General features: G+C 31.9%; 11 protein-coding genes. 4 read left to right on the forward strand and 7 right to left on the reverse strand.

Annotated features, from left to right (window positions below):
* Positions 1–151: 151 nt before the first annotated feature.
* From Q0998_RS16745 to Q0998_RS16775, 7 genes are all read right to left on the reverse strand, one after another.
* Complete coding sequence (locus tag Q0998_RS16745) at positions 152–391, reverse strand: hypothetical protein (RefSeq protein WP_299671928.1); 240 nt, start codon at positions 389–391, stop codon at positions 152–154.
* Complete coding sequence (locus Q0998_RS16750; RefSeq protein WP_299671930.1) at positions 388–960, reverse strand: PepSY domain-containing protein; 573 nt, start codon at positions 958–960, stop codon at positions 388–390. The genes Q0998_RS16745 and Q0998_RS16750 overlap by 4 nt, the downstream gene beginning before the upstream one ends.
* A gap of 68 nt (positions 961–1,028) precedes the next feature.
* On the reverse strand, positions 1,029–3,440 hold the full coding sequence (locus Q0998_RS16755) for a TonB-dependent receptor (RefSeq protein WP_299671932.1): 2,412 nt from the start codon (positions 3,438–3,440) through the stop codon (positions 1,029–1,031).
* A 94-nt stretch (positions 3,441–3,534) separates the two neighbouring features.
* Positions 3,535–3,951, reverse strand: coding sequence for a hypothetical protein (locus Q0998_RS16760; protein ID WP_299671934.1), 417 nt, complete (start codon positions 3,949–3,951; stop codon positions 3,535–3,537).
* A 505-nt stretch (positions 3,952–4,456) separates the two neighbouring features.
* On the reverse strand, positions 4,457–5,140 hold the full coding sequence (locus Q0998_RS16765; RefSeq protein ID WP_299671936.1) for a phosphonatase-like hydrolase: 684 nt from the start codon (positions 5,138–5,140) through the stop codon (positions 4,457–4,459).
* A 19-nt stretch (positions 5,141–5,159) separates the two neighbouring features.
* The gene (locus tag Q0998_RS16770; protein WP_299671938.1) at positions 5,160–6,257 is read right to left on the reverse strand and encodes a zinc-binding dehydrogenase; all 1,098 of its coding nucleotides are present in this window, start codon (positions 6,255–6,257) and stop codon (positions 5,160–5,162) included.
* Between the two features lie 10 nt (positions 6,258–6,267).
* Positions 6,268–6,849: an XRE family transcriptional regulator gene (locus tag Q0998_RS16775; RefSeq protein WP_299671940.1), complete on the reverse strand. Its 582-nt coding sequence runs from the start codon at positions 6,847–6,849 to the stop codon at positions 6,268–6,270.
* 186 nt (positions 6,850–7,035) lie between these two features.
* Here Q0998_RS16775 and Q0998_RS16780 point away from each other — a divergent pair, with 186 nt between their 5' ends.
* Genes Q0998_RS16780 through Q0998_RS16795 form a run of 4 tightly spaced genes read left to right on the forward strand, consistent with a single transcriptional unit; the run spans position 7,036 to position 14,402 of the window.
* Positions 7,036–8,328, forward strand: a complete 1,293-nt coding sequence (locus Q0998_RS16780; RefSeq protein ID WP_299671942.1) for a DUF5690 family protein — start codon at positions 7,036–7,038, stop codon at positions 8,326–8,328.
* Positions 8,325–11,162 carry a TonB-dependent receptor gene (locus Q0998_RS16785; protein WP_299671944.1) on the forward strand — a complete coding sequence of 946 codons (2,838 nt, stop codon included), beginning with the start codon at positions 8,325–8,327 and terminating at the stop codon, positions 11,160–11,162. The genes Q0998_RS16780 and Q0998_RS16785 overlap by 4 nt, the downstream gene beginning before the upstream one ends.
* Before the next feature lie 28 nt (positions 11,163–11,190).
* Positions 11,191–12,714, forward strand: coding sequence for an alkaline phosphatase D family protein (locus Q0998_RS16790; RefSeq protein ID WP_299671946.1), 1,524 nt, complete (start codon positions 11,191–11,193; stop codon positions 12,712–12,714).
* Positions 12,715–12,731: 17 nt separating this feature from the next.
* The gene (locus tag Q0998_RS16795; protein WP_299671948.1) at positions 12,732–14,402 is read left to right on the forward strand and encodes a hypothetical protein; all 1,671 of its coding nucleotides are present in this window, start codon (positions 12,732–12,734) and stop codon (positions 14,400–14,402) included.
* Positions 14,403–14,940 lie beyond the last annotated feature (538 nt).

Genomic DNA, 14,940 nt, shown 5'->3' on the forward strand with positions numbered 1-14,940 from the left:
CTTTTTTAAAATTCAACTTTTTAAGCAAGTATTGAAAATCAAAAAAATAAACTGAAAAATGAGTAAAAAGAAAATCGTCTAAAAATTACTTTTTAGACGACCTCATTTTTTTGTGTCAGTTTTTTAACGATTTACTTTTTGTTAATTGGTACTATTTCTTCAGAACCTTCAACTCTTTTTTTGTAGCGTCTATATATTTCTTAATCTTATTGAGCTCTACTTTAGTAGTTGCTACTTTAAGATCTTCCTGCAATCTACCTATTAAGTTTTCACAATAAACTTTCCTCTCTTCTTTGGATAACTGGCAAACAATATCTTTGTAAAAATGATCTAATTCTTTAAGAGTTCTATTTGATTTCAACCAAACTAAAAATTTATTTCGCTTCTTCATAATCTATTTCTTTTGCTGATTCGACGCATTACCTTTGGTCCAAACCATAGCCAAAACCCAGTAATAATAAAAATAAGTAGGGAAAGCCCCATAACAGAAGTATATATCAATTTTAAAATTTCTCCTTCTGTTTTGAAAAAATAATCTAAAATAGAGCCATCGTGAATATTTTCTATAATATCAGATCTTCTGCGTTCTATATGTAATACTTTCCCTGTAGCACCATCAACCTGAACTCCCCAATAATGATCTTTAAACACAAATTTGACCATTCCTTTTTGAGGACGTGCATCCATGCGCTCTAATTCTATTGATAAATTTTTATTTACAGAAAAATGTAAAGCACTGCATGCAATAGTATGTAAGCTATCAAAAGGTAGCCAATCTTTCAAATTTCTAGAAATCCCATAGTGAGATTTTGGCAAAATAAGTCCGTTGCTGTTTTTTTTCCATCCAAGAAGTAGACCGCTCAATGAAACGACTAAAAAAAATAAGCATAAAGTAGCTCCCAGAGTTCTATGTATTTTTCTTACACCCCTTATTAAAAAAGCATGTTCTTTTCTGTTCATGAATACTAGTTTTTATAAAAATTCAACTGTCAAAAAAAGATGACAGTTGAACTATTGGTTATTAAATATTAGAAATTAGCTTGTAAAGACATGATAAAATTTCGTCCAGAAGCTGAAATCCCTGAACTATAGGGACGATATCTTTGATCTGTCATATTTTCTATTCCTGCATTGATCACAAATGTTTCTGATAGATTGTATAATGCTTTTAGATTGAGTGTGTACCATGAAGGTGAATAATTATTACCATTTAAATCCTTAGCGTAAATTTCATCTTTTGATTGTTCAGAAACCGCCAAATCCTCAAATTTACGTTCTCCTTGATAGGTGCTATAGAATTGCAACTTTATTTTTTGTGCCTTAAAAGTAAGTCTAGACACACCAAAGAAAGGTGCTGCATGGCGTGAAGAACTTGTTATACCATCATCTAGCTCTTCTTCGCCTTTTTGATAATTAACATCAGAAGAAAAACTAAATCCTGATGGCAATTTTACTGCCAGCCCTAACTGAACTCCATAGACTTTTGCCTTTGCCGCATTTTGCATCGCTTGCACTTTGCTTAACTGACCATCGTACATAATCTCAACTTGACCATTAAGTTTAAAATCTCTTCGTACCAGAGCATTTTTCAACAATGTATAATAAGCAGTGATATCTAATTTTACCGCGTCGCTAAAAACTTTTGCTATCCCTAAATCCCAATTGTAAGCATATTCTGCCTCCAAATTAGGATTTGGAACGGTAACAGATCCTGGTTCAGAATCAAATACTTTTCCGATGTCATCTACATTAGGTGAACGAAATGCTGTCCCAAAATTGGCGTTTAATACCCAGTCTTCAGCAGGTCTAAACACACCGCCTAAACTACCAGTTAATGCTCCATTGCTTAGACTAGCAGTCTTGAAAGGGAAAGGGTAGAAATCTAGATTATTTGCAAAATCTGCGTCTAAAGTAAAATGATTGTAACGTAATCCTGCCTGTAAAGTAAATTGTTCAGAAACTTCAAAAGTATCGTTTAAATAGACTGCTAACGAGCTCCATTGAGCATTGGGATATCTAGAGGCTCCTTTTGTAGAAATATTTGTAGAAATATCGGTCTGCATCCCTTCAGAATCAACATCGTTTAAAACATATTCAAAACCATAAAATAGTGTATTTTTAAGACTGATAGTTTTTATAAAGTCGAGATTTACGGAATAAGCTTGTACCTCTTCCATATTGTTTCTTCTTTTTGTCTTATTTAACGAGCGATCTATTCTACTTTCTCCAAACTTTTGATATGCTAAACGGAAAGTTGCTTGGTCATATAGTTTATTTTCTCCTTTATGGTTTAAACTGAAATGATTCATTGTCCATTTTTGGGGACCATAACTCCATTCCGCATATCTTGCTGTTCCATTTCTTATACGATTGTGCCTATCATACCTTCCATAAGGAGATGTTTCAGAATAATGAAAACCATATTGAAAATCCCAGCTTTCATTGGGAACATACCGCAACTTCTGCATGATATTCATTTGTGAATAAGCTGAAGGGATTTGTAGCAAAGGATCCTCTTGTGTAACAACTTGATCTGCATTGTTCTGTTGCTGTACATAGTAATTTTTTATATAATCTACAGGTCCATGACTACCCTGTTTTAGATGATCAAAATCCCAAGTACTAAAACTAGTCACAAAGGCCCATTTTTTCCAACCTACGTTCACATCAAAATGCCCTGTTTTTTCGTTATTACTAGACGAATAACGAGTAATACCTTTTCCAGAAACTAATGGTTGTTCTGAAAGAGATAATTGTGGGGTTAAAGTTTTAAAACTCATTACACCTCCAATGGCATCACTACCATATATTACAGAACCTGGTCCAAAAAGAATTTCTGTATTTTCTATGGCAAAAGGATCCATATTAATTACATTCTGGAGATTTCCTCCTCTAAAAATTGCAGTATTCATTCGAACACCGTCTAAAGTGTATAAAAGTCTATTTGTCGCAAATCCTCTAATCATTGGGCTTCCTCCTCCCTGTTGACTTTTTTGAATATATACTCTGCCAGAAACTTCTAATAAATCTGCAGCAGTCTGTGGATTTTGAAATGCTATCTCCTTGGAAGAAATCGATGTTATCTTTGATGGTACATTATCAGATATTTGATTCCAGCGTGTTCCAGAAACCACAACTTCATTTAAGTTTAGATTAAAGGATTCCATTAGGATTTCAAAATTACTCGATTGAAGTTCTGCATAATTTGTAACTACAGTTTTATATCCGAGCGTTCTTATTTCAATCATTTCAGCTCCTTTAAAAGCTAAAATATTGGCTTGTCCGTTTGCGTTTGTAATTGCAAATGAGTTAGGTGTTTTACTTATCAGTGTTACCAATTCTAAAGGGATATTGGTTTTCTGATCTTTGATTGTTAAAGTTTGGGAATGGGATATACTCATCACACCAAAACACAACCACAAAAATATTATTTTTTTCATTGTAGAAATATTAAGTTAATTAAAATTAGTACCCAATAACAAGGCACAATACCCCAACTAAATAGCTGAGGTTTAAAAATGATCATATGCTTAATTAACTTCTAGGAGGTGGAAATAATGGTTTTAAAGTAATTGAATAATAAGGTGCCAAATAATAAAAAAAATGAGCAGTTTTCACTAATTGCATTGAAGAACTAAAAGCACTATAATTACTAATAAATAATAAATTATAAAATGAAATAAGTTGATTCTCTTTTTGAGTTTTCTGTGGATTTTGGTTAAAAATGTTTTTTACTAATTCTGTTAACTGTTGGTTCAATTGAGTTTCTTTATGATCCCACCAACACCAATAGTAAATAATATGATCAACTTCCTTAGTCTCAACAATATCATACATTTCTCCTTTGTACTCAAATTCTTTAGAATGCTTCCATTTCAATTCTTGTATAACTTCTTCTTCTGAAAATTTTAAAAGCACAAGCTTCTCCTTGTCTATTCCTTTTATGATCATCCTTTTGACCTGATGACGAATTACAGACTTTTGATAGGTGAGCCAAGAGAAGGTACTTATAATAGGTACTATAAGAATTAATAGGAAGATAAAAGATGTTATTTTTGCTCTCAATAGCTTAGTAATAAGGTATAAAGATACATATTCATAATTATTTACTCATTATTAATTATCGTATTGATGTTATTAATTAAACTGATTCTAAATTTTGTGAGTTATAACTTATACATGAAATTAGTTTTCAGTCATTTAAAAATCTGCTTATAAAAATATATTTTGGACTATAAATATAGAAAATTGTAGTCCCTATGTTTAAAATAAATAGCTAAAATTATTTGCAAAAGTTGATACAAACTGCTGTCCATTTTATAAATAAATTTACACATATAAACTTAAAAGCAAGAAAGTTAAATGAAACCAACAAATTATTAGCTACTTTGTAAGTAGGGCTGTCTTATTTTGTTAGGTTGTCTGTAAAAAGAATAATTTTAACCTATAAACAAAATCAAATCAGAATATCTGTTAACTCCAACAATGAATCTAAAACATACGTTGGGTTTGCAGATTTAAGTTGTGCTCTAGAATGAGCACCAGTAGTAACGCCAACCGTAATACCACATGAGGCATTTTTACCCTCTTCAATATCAATAATTGAATCTCCTGCTTTCAAGACCTTTTCAGAATTAGTTACATTTAATTCCTTCATAGCTTTGTAAATCATGTCTGGATTGGGCCTTCCATGAACCACATCAGAAGCTGTAATTAAAGCATCGTAATGTATTCCTAATTTCCACTCTAATTTATCTAATAACATATTGGCTAAATTGCTATTATATCCAGTATTTAAAGCAATTTTTATCCCAGCCTCTTTCAGAATTGGAAAAAGAGATGCAACTCCAATACAAGGCGTCACATTTAAATCGGTGTACGCTTTATCTAAATAAATTTTAAACTTTTTGAATATAGCCTCAGAAGTATGTTGTTGGTTCTCACTTTTTGGTAGTTCAGCTAAAATATCTTTAATTGCCTGATGCTTTTCTTTTCCAGCACCATGTTTTAGTACAAAATATAAAGAGACGTTATAACCTGATTCATGTATCGACTTTTGAAGTGTTTTATAAACAACATTATCTTCATTTACAGTAGTTCCTGCCATGTCAAATACTACTAAATCTATTTTTTTAATCATCTTATTCAATATAAATATGTTAAGAAATTATGTTATTAGGTTGCACACCAACTCGGTAACAAGATTGCTTGTCTGCAAAATCGAAAGCTATATCTAGCTGCTCGATAGGAAACTCTTTACCCACCAAATCCTCAAAAGGATATTTTGTGTTATTTTTTGAAAGAAAAACAATTGCTTTTGCTAGGTCTTCATGGATATAATTGTGTAAACCTTTTATAGTTAGTAGGTTTCTTACAATAGTTTCGGCATTTATCGATATATCTCGTTGTGAATAAACAGAGCCTATTAACACACAAATACCTCCTATATTGAGCATTTTAATACCATTCTCTACAGCAGACGGCACACCACTGGTTTCGATAATTACATCGATACCTCCAAACTCTTTTGCAATCTTTAAAGATACCTCTAAATGCTCCTTTGCATTTAGACTCAAATCCGCTCCAAATCGTTTACTTTGTTGAAGCCGTTTCTCTTCAACATCCATTGCAAATACCACATTTGCTCCAGATTCCTTGGCCATGGCACAAGCCGAAAGCCCCAACATACCAACGCCACTTACTAATACATTTTTACCTTTTAAATCTCCAGCCAATCTTATGGCTCCAGCAATTGTTGCATGCGTACAATTAAGAGGCGTTGCCTCTTTGGGCGTAAGGTTTTTAGGGATTTTAAAAATGGTAGAACCCCTCTTTAAATGGCAGTGTGTTGCAAAACCGCCATTAAGTTTATATGTTTCATTTATTTTTTCATGACCATATTTAAATAAGTCTTTCGATTTTTGAGGCATGCCTCTTTTTGCTAATTCATCATTACAATTGTGTGCATACACAGACCATGTTATTTTATCACCTACTTTTAATGCATCTCCATAAAAATCGTTAATACCATTTTTAGGAATCTCTATAATACTACCTATTATTTCATGACCCAATATGCTATGCGTATGTGAACATCGTCTACCGTAAAAGGTATGCAAATCACTAGTACATATTGTTGCGTACACTACTCTAACCAGAATTTCTCCTGTATTTAATTTAGGAAAATCAAAGGATGTTAAAGAAAAAGGTTGTCCTACTTTTTCAAAAACCATTGCTGTTGCCTTACTGTTTGACATGTAATAAATATTATAATTCCGTTATAAAATAAATAACCAATAAAATGGATTCTGTGTCTAAATTATTTTTGGGTACATGAGGTAAGCGCCCATCAAAATATAAGGAGTCACCTTCTTTTAAATGAAAGGTTTTATCATCTAATTGATATTCAATATCTCCTTTCAATAAGAAAATATATTCGTATCCATCAGTTGTTACCGTCTCTCTTTTGGCATTTTTAGATAAAGTAAGCATCGATATTTCTAAAGAAACACCCTTTAGATTTTGCGTTAAAACGGTTTCGTATTTAAACCCTACAGCATCTTCTTTTGTAGTTTCTAAATAGTCTTCTCGTTTATTAAATATGTATCCAGGAAAATCTTGACTTTGTCCAATGTCTTCAAAAAAATCATTGAGATCAACATCAAGGGGCTTCAATATATGAAGCAACGTTGGAAATGTGGGAAATACACGGCCATTTTCAATTTTTGATAACATGGCGATACTCACTTTTGATTTTTCTGATAGTTCTCCTAACTTCCAGCCTTTTAGTCCTCTCAATTCTCTAATTTTAGCTCCTATCCAAGCTACTACATATTTACCATCATTCATAAAAAATAAATTTTTTACAAATATAAATTTTCTTTTGAAGAAAAAAAATAATATTACAATTTTTCTTTAAAGGAAAATAAATTTACTTATTAGAAATATATTAACCATTATTTTACATTAACTTAATAAAATAAGAAAAACACGCTTCTATATTTGCATCGTATAATTTTCTAATTAAGAAAAATAATGAAATTTGAAATTCCTTCAATAATTAATAAAAAATGGAGTCAGAGTTTCTGGCTAATGTTTGCTGCTTTTTTATGCTATACAGGAATGTATGCCGTAAGAAAGTCATTTCTTGCGGGTCAATATATCGATTTGGACATCGGTTTTAATGCAGACCCTAAAACGGTTCTCGTGATTAGTCAAGTTTTAGGCTATATGCTCTCTAAATTTATTGGTATTAAAATGATTTCCGAAATGAATCGTAATGCAAGAACCAAATGGATTTTAGCATTAGTCTCTTTTGGATTATTCATGTTATTAGTCTTTGCCATACTGCCTCCAAAACTTAAAATAATAGCATTATTCTTAAATGGTTTGCCATTGGGAATGGTCTTTGGCATCGTGCTTTCTTATTTAGAAGGTAGAAGAAATACAGAACTTCTTGCAGCGGCGTTGAGCGCTACTTTTATTTTTTCTACAGGTTTAGTGAAAACTGTTGGTATTATTTTGATGCAGGATTATGGCATTGGTGAATATGCTATGCCTTTTGCAACAGGACTACTTTTTTTTCCTGTTTTCATTTTGTCTGTTTGGATATTAAATCGTTCGAAAAACCCTGATGCATTAGATGTTGTAGAGCGTACAGAACGTACCCCAATGAATGCTGAAAAAAGAAAAGATTTCTTAAGAAAACATGGTTTAGGCTATGTGGGCCTTGTTTTAATTTATATTTTCTTAACCATCGTTAGGGACTTTAGAGATAATTTTATAGTTGAGTTTTGGTCTGAATTAGGATATTCAGGAGCACCTGAACTTATTACACTTACTGAAATACCTGTAGCAATAATCGTACTTGTTGTAGCTGCTTTGGGGATACTTATTCGTAAAAACATACGCGCTTTTAATTATGGCATGTGGCTCACACTAGGTAGTGCTATTACCATGCTTATAGCCACATTTTTATTTGAGAAAACACTAATCTCTCCAATTATTTGGATTGTAAGCACAGGAATAGGCATTTATCTTCCTTACATATTGTTTCATTGTCTTCTTTTTGAGCGCTTAATCGCTTTACTAAAATATACGGGCAATATTGGTTTCCTTTTCTACACGGCAGATGCATTGGGTTATTTGGGAAGTGTTGCTGTGCTTTTCTTAAAAGAATTCATGGATTACAAGGGTACATGGACTAGCTTTTTTATCTCACTCAATTTTACATCGGCAATACTCATCATCATTTTTACACTTTTTAGCATTCTATATTTCAATCGAAAAATTTCATCTAATACATTAAAACAAGTAATAACACAATGAAAACAAAAGTATTTCTCTCATTTTTTTTGATGGTCATTATCAATTCCATCTACGCACAAACAGGCACAATCAAAGGGGTTATTCACGATTCTTATGATATTTTACCTTTCGCTACACTTCATTTAAAAAATAATAAAAGGGTTGGTAGTACAACTAATTTAAAAGGAAGTTTTGAAATCTTAAATGCCCCAACAGGAAACCATACTGTGGTTGTTTCATTTTTGGGTTATCAAACTCAAGAATTAAAAGTAAATGTAAAAGAAAATGAAATTACAGATTTAGGGAAAATAATATTGACTCCCTTAAGTCAAGGCTTAGAAGAAGTAGTTTTGAAATCTTCAATCAAACACGGGCAACAAAGAGCAGTTAATATGCGAAAATCAGCACTCTCAATTATGGAAGTAGCGAGTAGCAACTTAATAGGAAAGTTGCCAGATTTTAATGCTGCTGAAGCAGTACAACGTTTGCCAGGAGTTAGTATAGAAAGAGACCAAGGAGAAGGACGTTATGTAACCGTAAGAGGAACACCTACACAATGGAGTTCAAATACACTTAATGGAGACAGATTACCATCTGCGAAAACTTCTGGAGATCTTTTGGGAAACCGTACGGTCCCATTAGATGTATTTCCTTCAGATTTTATACAATATGTCCAAGTAGTAAAAGCTATTACACCAGATTATGAAGGAGATGCTATTGGTGGAACCATTAATTTTATCACTAGAACATCGCCTGAAAAAGAAACATTAAACTTAAATCTTTCTGGTGCTTATAATGATAAATCTCAAAAATCAGGATATGCAGCTACAGCGGTTTATGGAAATAGACTTTTTGATAATAAATTTGGTTTTATGGCAATGGCAACGAGAAATCGTCGTCCATATGGTACAGATAATTACGAAGTAGTTTATGGAAATGAATTCAATAATATTAGAGAGGTAGATATTAGACATTATGATGGTATTCGAACAACTGACGGTTTTAATATTGGTATGGATTATAGATTAGGAGAATACACAACGCTTTTTGCACGTGGTCTTTACAATCGAATGGAAGACAATGAGCGCAACCGTAAAGTAGAGTACTTTTTTGATAAAGCATCTAACAATGCGCAGATGCGTTGGAATATGGTAGATTATCTTTTTAAAACCTATGGAGGAGAATTAGGTGTTGAAACAAAAATTTCAGATAAATTAAAAGCAGATTTTAAGCTATCTGCCTACAAAGCTTTTGCAGGTTATGATGGCCCCAAAACTGTTAACGATTCATTATCTGGGTATTATTATGCAAATTTTAGACAGACTGTTGAATTTGGTGGATTTGAAGATGTGATTGATAGCGATGGAAATGTTCAACAGTTAAAATTTTTAAATGGTGATGGCCCAAACCCAAATAATGGTGATAGGTTTGATAACATACAGCCGAATTTTGTTAATGGAGATTTAAATCCAGACCTTTTTAAACTGCAACGTTATGTAATTTCTATACGAAATGTTGAAGATATGGATCTTGTTGGGCAAGCAAACTTTACCTATACACCCTCTTCAAAATTAGAATTCAAGTTCGGAACAAAATTAAGAAGAAAACAAAGTTCTTATGATAGAGCTTACGCAACCTTTACACCAAGTGCAGATGCTTTTTTTACAGATTTTGAAAGAGAAAAATTCCCGAATAAAAGTAACTTCCTTTCAGAAATAGGATCGCCATATTCACAACCCGTTTTTTTATGGGATATTCCTACGGAAGATGCCATAAAAGACCCTTATGGAAATCCTGTTGCAGGTAATTCTATTGTATTAAATTATCAAGACAAAACAAATTCCATCCGTGCAACAAATAGCTATGACGCAACCGAAAATCATATAGCTGGTTATTTTATGGGAACTTGGAAGTTAAATTCTAAATGGACAATAATTCCAGGAATACGTTATGAGCACACCAATAATGATATTAAAGGATATTCGTACAATAGAACAACCAAAGAAGTAGGAAATACGAACTCAAAAAAAGACTATCCAGCTATATTGCCTATGGTGCATGTAAATTTTAAACCTTCTAATGATTTTGACATTCGAGCAGCATTTACACGCACTTTTGCAAGACAAGCCTTTAACCAAATAGCACCTTTTGAAGATGTGAATGAAGACAATCTTTCAATCACACGAGGAAACCCTAATCTTAATCCAACGTTTGCAACAAATTACGATCTTATCGCCTCAAAATATTTTGGTAAAACTAATTACTTATCCGCAGGTCTTTTTTATAAAGATATTCAGGACATTGTTTTTGTAAAAGCTTCACAAGAGCAAATTTTATTAAACGGAACGCCAGAAACATTTAGAGTTAGAGCATTTGAAAATTCTGAAACAGCTTATCTTATGGGAGCAGAATTTACTTGGGCTCAAGAATTAGATTTTCTTCCAGGTGCATTAAACGGTTTCGGATATTCTATAAATTATACCTATACAAAATCGGAAACTTCTTTGGAGGCGCGAGGAGAAAAAACACCACTGGTAAATCAATCTCCTAATATTTTAAATGCGTCTTTGTTTTATGAAAAGTACGGTTTTTCATTTAGGCTGGCAGGGAACTATAGAGATGCTTTTCTTTGGCAACTTCGAGACTCAAAAGAGCAAGACCGTTATCAAGGGAAAGACTTTCAGCTAGATTTAAATGCATCTTACACATTTCCTAATAACCGAATTACCATTTTTACACAGATGAATAATTTAACAAATCAAAAACTATTGTATTACAGAGGGAAACCTGAAAGACCAGAACAAACGGAATTCTTTTCTTTTAGAGCACGTCTAGGAGTGAGTTATAGTTTTTAAATTTTGAATCCTATTAATTTTAAATCTCATGAAAATTAAATCATTTTTCTTTACGGTAATTTGTTTGTCAATAATCACATGTCAAATAGGCTGTGATGCTAAAAAAAGCAATCAAAAAACAGAATGCTTTCCTTATGGAGTAGCCTCAGGCAACTCAGCATCCAACAGTGTGTTACTTTGGACTAAAACAACTTTAGAGTATATAGAACAAAAAGTACATTGGCAGATTAGTACCGATAGTCTTTTTACAAGGATACATAAAGAAGGTTTTAAAATAGCAAAAGAAGAAAACGATTTTACGATTAAAATTAAAGTGGATGGATTAAGTCCTTCTACTTTTTACTATTATCGCTTTTTTATAGATAAAAAATCTCTATCAACATTAGGCAGAACAAAAACACTACCAGCTATAAATGAGATGCCTGAAAATTTCAGCATTGCCTTGGTAAACTGTAATAATTTTCAGGATGGTTATTTTAATGCTTTTGAAGCTTTAAGCAAAAGAGATGATGTGGATTTGGTAATTCATCTAGGCGATTATATTTATGAATATGAGGCAGGAAGATATGCAGATACGACTCTTGTAAATCGTCTTCACAAACCATCTCACGAAATTGTGACGCTCAATGATTATAGAACACGCTACTCTCAATACCGATCGGAGATAGAATTTCAGAATTTACATGCTAAATTTCCTTTCCTTTTTATTTGGGATGACCATGAATTTGCGAATGATGCTTATGCAAAAGGAGCAAAAAATCATAGTGAAGAAGAAGGTGTTTGGAAAGACAGACAAGCAAATGCAATTAAAGCGTATATGGAATGGATGCCTATTTATAAATCACCTGAGAAAAATCCCCCACACCAAATTCAGATTGGTCAATTAATCGATTTGCTATTGTTAGAAGAAAGAGCAAGTGCACGAACCAAACAAATAAATCCTTGTGAACTCAACGAAAAAGATGTTTTAGAACATACACTTTTGGGTAAAAAACAAATGAATACATTAGTCAATACTATTGAAAACAGTAATAAAGTCTGGACTGTCATTGCGAATCAAGTGGCTTTTACAGGCTACAGTAAAGTAGATTCATTATTTTCTTTAAAATATAAAGATTGGTGGTTAGGGTATCCTAATGACAGAAACCAAGTTATATCAGCATTTAAAAAAGCAACAAATAAACCCATAATTTTAACAGGAGACCATCATTGCTCTTTTGTAATGGCACTTCATGACGATCATCTAGATTCTTGTAAACCTAAATACATTTCTGAACACAATACAAAACCATTGGCATGGGAAATTATGGTGCCAAGTGTTTCCTCTAAAAATTATGATGCGTATCCAGATAGTATTGTAAACAACTATTCTAAAAAATTGGTCAACCCAAAATACAATCCACATATAAAGTTTGCCGATTTAAATAATCATGGTTTTACCATTATGCATTTTAATCAAAATACTGTCCAAGCTGAATATGTTTTTATGGAAACTATCAAGAAAAAAGATGCAACTATTAGAGAAACTAAAACTTTTAACCTTACTTATTAACTCTTAAAATGACAAAAATGAATACAACAATCACTAATTATTTTAAAAGAACACACTCCATATTATTATCATGTATTATTGTACTATTATTAACTGTTGCTTGTGAAAATGAAAATTTCGATTCAAAGGGAAAATCTAACATTGAAAATAAGAATTCTAAATCTACAGACATAGATGAAGCCAATTCAAAAATAATTGACTTTAAGAAATTTACAGAAAATAAAACGAATGTTGCTAGTAAAGTTTCAAGTAGCAAAAATGTTGGAAGCAGCCAAGTAAAAATCTACTCTAGAAATATAGGAGATACTGAAAATCATGTAGTATTTAAATATGGAGATTTAATTAATAGAGCAATCAGTTATAAAGAAAGCAACCCTGATACAGATGTTCGTATAAAGTTTGCCATTTATAAAATTGGAGATAAATCTTTTGTCGTATTCGATCCAAATCATAGTAAGTATGGAGGCGTATATGGTAATGATGAAGCAGGAGCTGCATCAGAAAAATTAATTTTCTCGTTGGTAAAAGCTGCTCGAAGAAAGGTACATATAGATTTTATTTACCACAGAGATATTTTAGACAATACCAATGCCTGTAAGGCAGATAGAAGCGACAATATCTGGAATTATTTAATGAGTAGAATTGAAGCTACAGATTATACAGATGTAGATGTATCAGGAACTAGAGAATTGGTAAGTAATTATCTTTCTGTTACGAGAATGGATTGGCAGAATTCAGCTCGAGAACAGATGCATTGTAAATTTATGATCATTAGTCATTATGACGATGGCGCTAACGGAAAATTCAATTCAGTGTATGTTGCTACGAGTAATGTTGATGATCATGATGGTGCTATTCCTTATAAAAAAGATTGGGTGCATTCTGGAGTTTTAATAAATGGCAATTCAGGACTTTATGAAGCACACAATAATTATTTTTCTATTATCAAAAATAATTCTACTTCTCATACTTCTTTTGCTAGTGCAGTACGAACAGCACATGCATCTAATACTCTAAACTATCATGATACTGATTTTAGTGCATATTTTTTTCCAATTCCTTTATCTCCTAATGGAAATTACAATCCTAGCATAGAAGTATGGAATCCATCAAATGCTTCTGGTTGGGATACACAGTTTAATCCTTTTGCTAAATATGCAAATTATTTAGCAAATTCGAGAAACGGAGGACGCTATATAAAAGGAAACATATATCACATGAAATGGGACAATTTTACCAAAGCTTTTAGAGACAAGTTGAAGGATGAATATGACAATAGAAATACAGCACACACCACAAGTTTTAAGTTTTTAGTTAGCTTAAATAGTAATTCAGATGACAATAAATTTAATAACACGTTAATACTAGAAACATGCAGATATACGAAAGATGATTATGGAAATGGTATACAAAGATTAAAAGATGAGTTTATTGGTACAAATGCAAAAATAAGGCATCAAAATAATGATGTTGTAGATAACATAAAGGCAACAGGTGTTAAAACCCATTCAAAAGATATAATTTTTGCTTTTAGTCAACATTCAGAATATATCTCTATTACAGGATCTGCAAACTTAAAGTTAGATGCATTTACTTCAAAGGCAAATCATTCCTTAGTTATTAAAGAGTTTACTACAGCGCATCCCATTTATAATGAGTTTAAAGCTATTTTTGAATATCAGTATTGATTTTAAGTTTGTCTATTAGATATATAAATTTCATTTTCTGTCTGAAATTGTAATTTAACTAAACTCTTATTTGTCGCCTACTTGAGCACCAATTTTAAGATCGAAAATAAAGTACCTACATTTTTCGGCAGAAATTAAGATTCCAAACTTTGGACTTGTGTAAAAGATTTTTTTTGAATGAAAATTTTTCCCAAATTGGAGTGTGAACTAAAAAAGTGCAAATATGCTGACTGCTTGTTGTGCTTCAGTATGAATCTTATTTACTGTTTAGTCATTACTTTTATTCTATTTCATATATAGTTAAAAAGTATATAATATTCTTTGTTATAATGTGCAGACAGTGGTAAAATGAAGCTATTCAGTAAGAAATAAAAATACTAAAGTTCAAATATTAAGATTTGATCTTCTATTTCATATTTGAGTTGCTCTAAAGTGAACTGCAGATTACTAACTGATGTTAGGCAGAGATTTATATGATTTTGGTAATTTTTACTAAAAAACTGTTAATAACTACCCGTTGTGCATTTTGAGTTAAATG

Source organism: uncultured Polaribacter sp., from assembly GCF_947501385.1.
Lineage (GTDB): Bacteria > Bacteroidota > Bacteroidia > Flavobacteriales > Flavobacteriaceae > Polaribacter.

Excerpts from the sequence above, each read along its gene's own strand:
- Q0998_RS16785 (WP_299671944.1), top strand. The coding sequence starts at position 8,325 with ATGAAAACAAAAGTATTTCTCTCATTTTTTTTGATGGTCATTATCAAT.
- Q0998_RS16760 (WP_299671934.1), bottom strand. The coding sequence starts at position 3,951 with ATGATCATAAAAGGAATAGACAAGGAGAAGCTTGTGCTTTTAAAATTT.
- Q0998_RS16770 (WP_299671938.1), bottom strand. The coding sequence starts at position 6,257 with ATGTCAAACAGTAAGGCAACAGCAATGGTTTTTGAAAAAGTAGGACAA.
- Q0998_RS16765 (WP_299671936.1), bottom strand. The coding sequence starts at position 5,140 with ATGATTAAAAAAATAGATTTAGTAGTATTTGACATGGCAGGAACTACT.
- Q0998_RS16780 (WP_299671942.1), top strand. The coding sequence starts at position 7,036 with ATGAAATTTGAAATTCCTTCAATAATTAATAAAAAATGGAGTCAGAGT.
- Q0998_RS16755 (WP_299671932.1), bottom strand. The coding sequence starts at position 3,440 with ATGAAAAAAATAATATTTTTGTGGTTGTGTTTTGGTGTGATGAGTATA.
- Q0998_RS16775 (WP_299671940.1), bottom strand. The coding sequence starts at position 6,849 with ATGAATGATGGTAAATATGTAGTAGCTTGGATAGGAGCTAAAATTAGA.
- Q0998_RS16750 (WP_299671930.1), bottom strand. The coding sequence starts at position 960 with ATGAACAGAAAAGAACATGCTTTTTTAATAAGGGGTGTAAGAAAAATA.
- Q0998_RS16790 (WP_299671946.1), top strand. The coding sequence starts at position 11,191 with ATGAAAATTAAATCATTTTTCTTTACGGTAATTTGTTTGTCAATAATC.
- Q0998_RS16745 (WP_299671928.1), bottom strand. The coding sequence starts at position 391 with ATGAAGAAGCGAAATAAATTTTTAGTTTGGTTGAAATCAAATAGAACT.
- Q0998_RS16795 (WP_299671948.1), top strand. The coding sequence starts at position 12,732 with ATGAATACAACAATCACTAATTATTTTAAAAGAACACACTCCATATTA.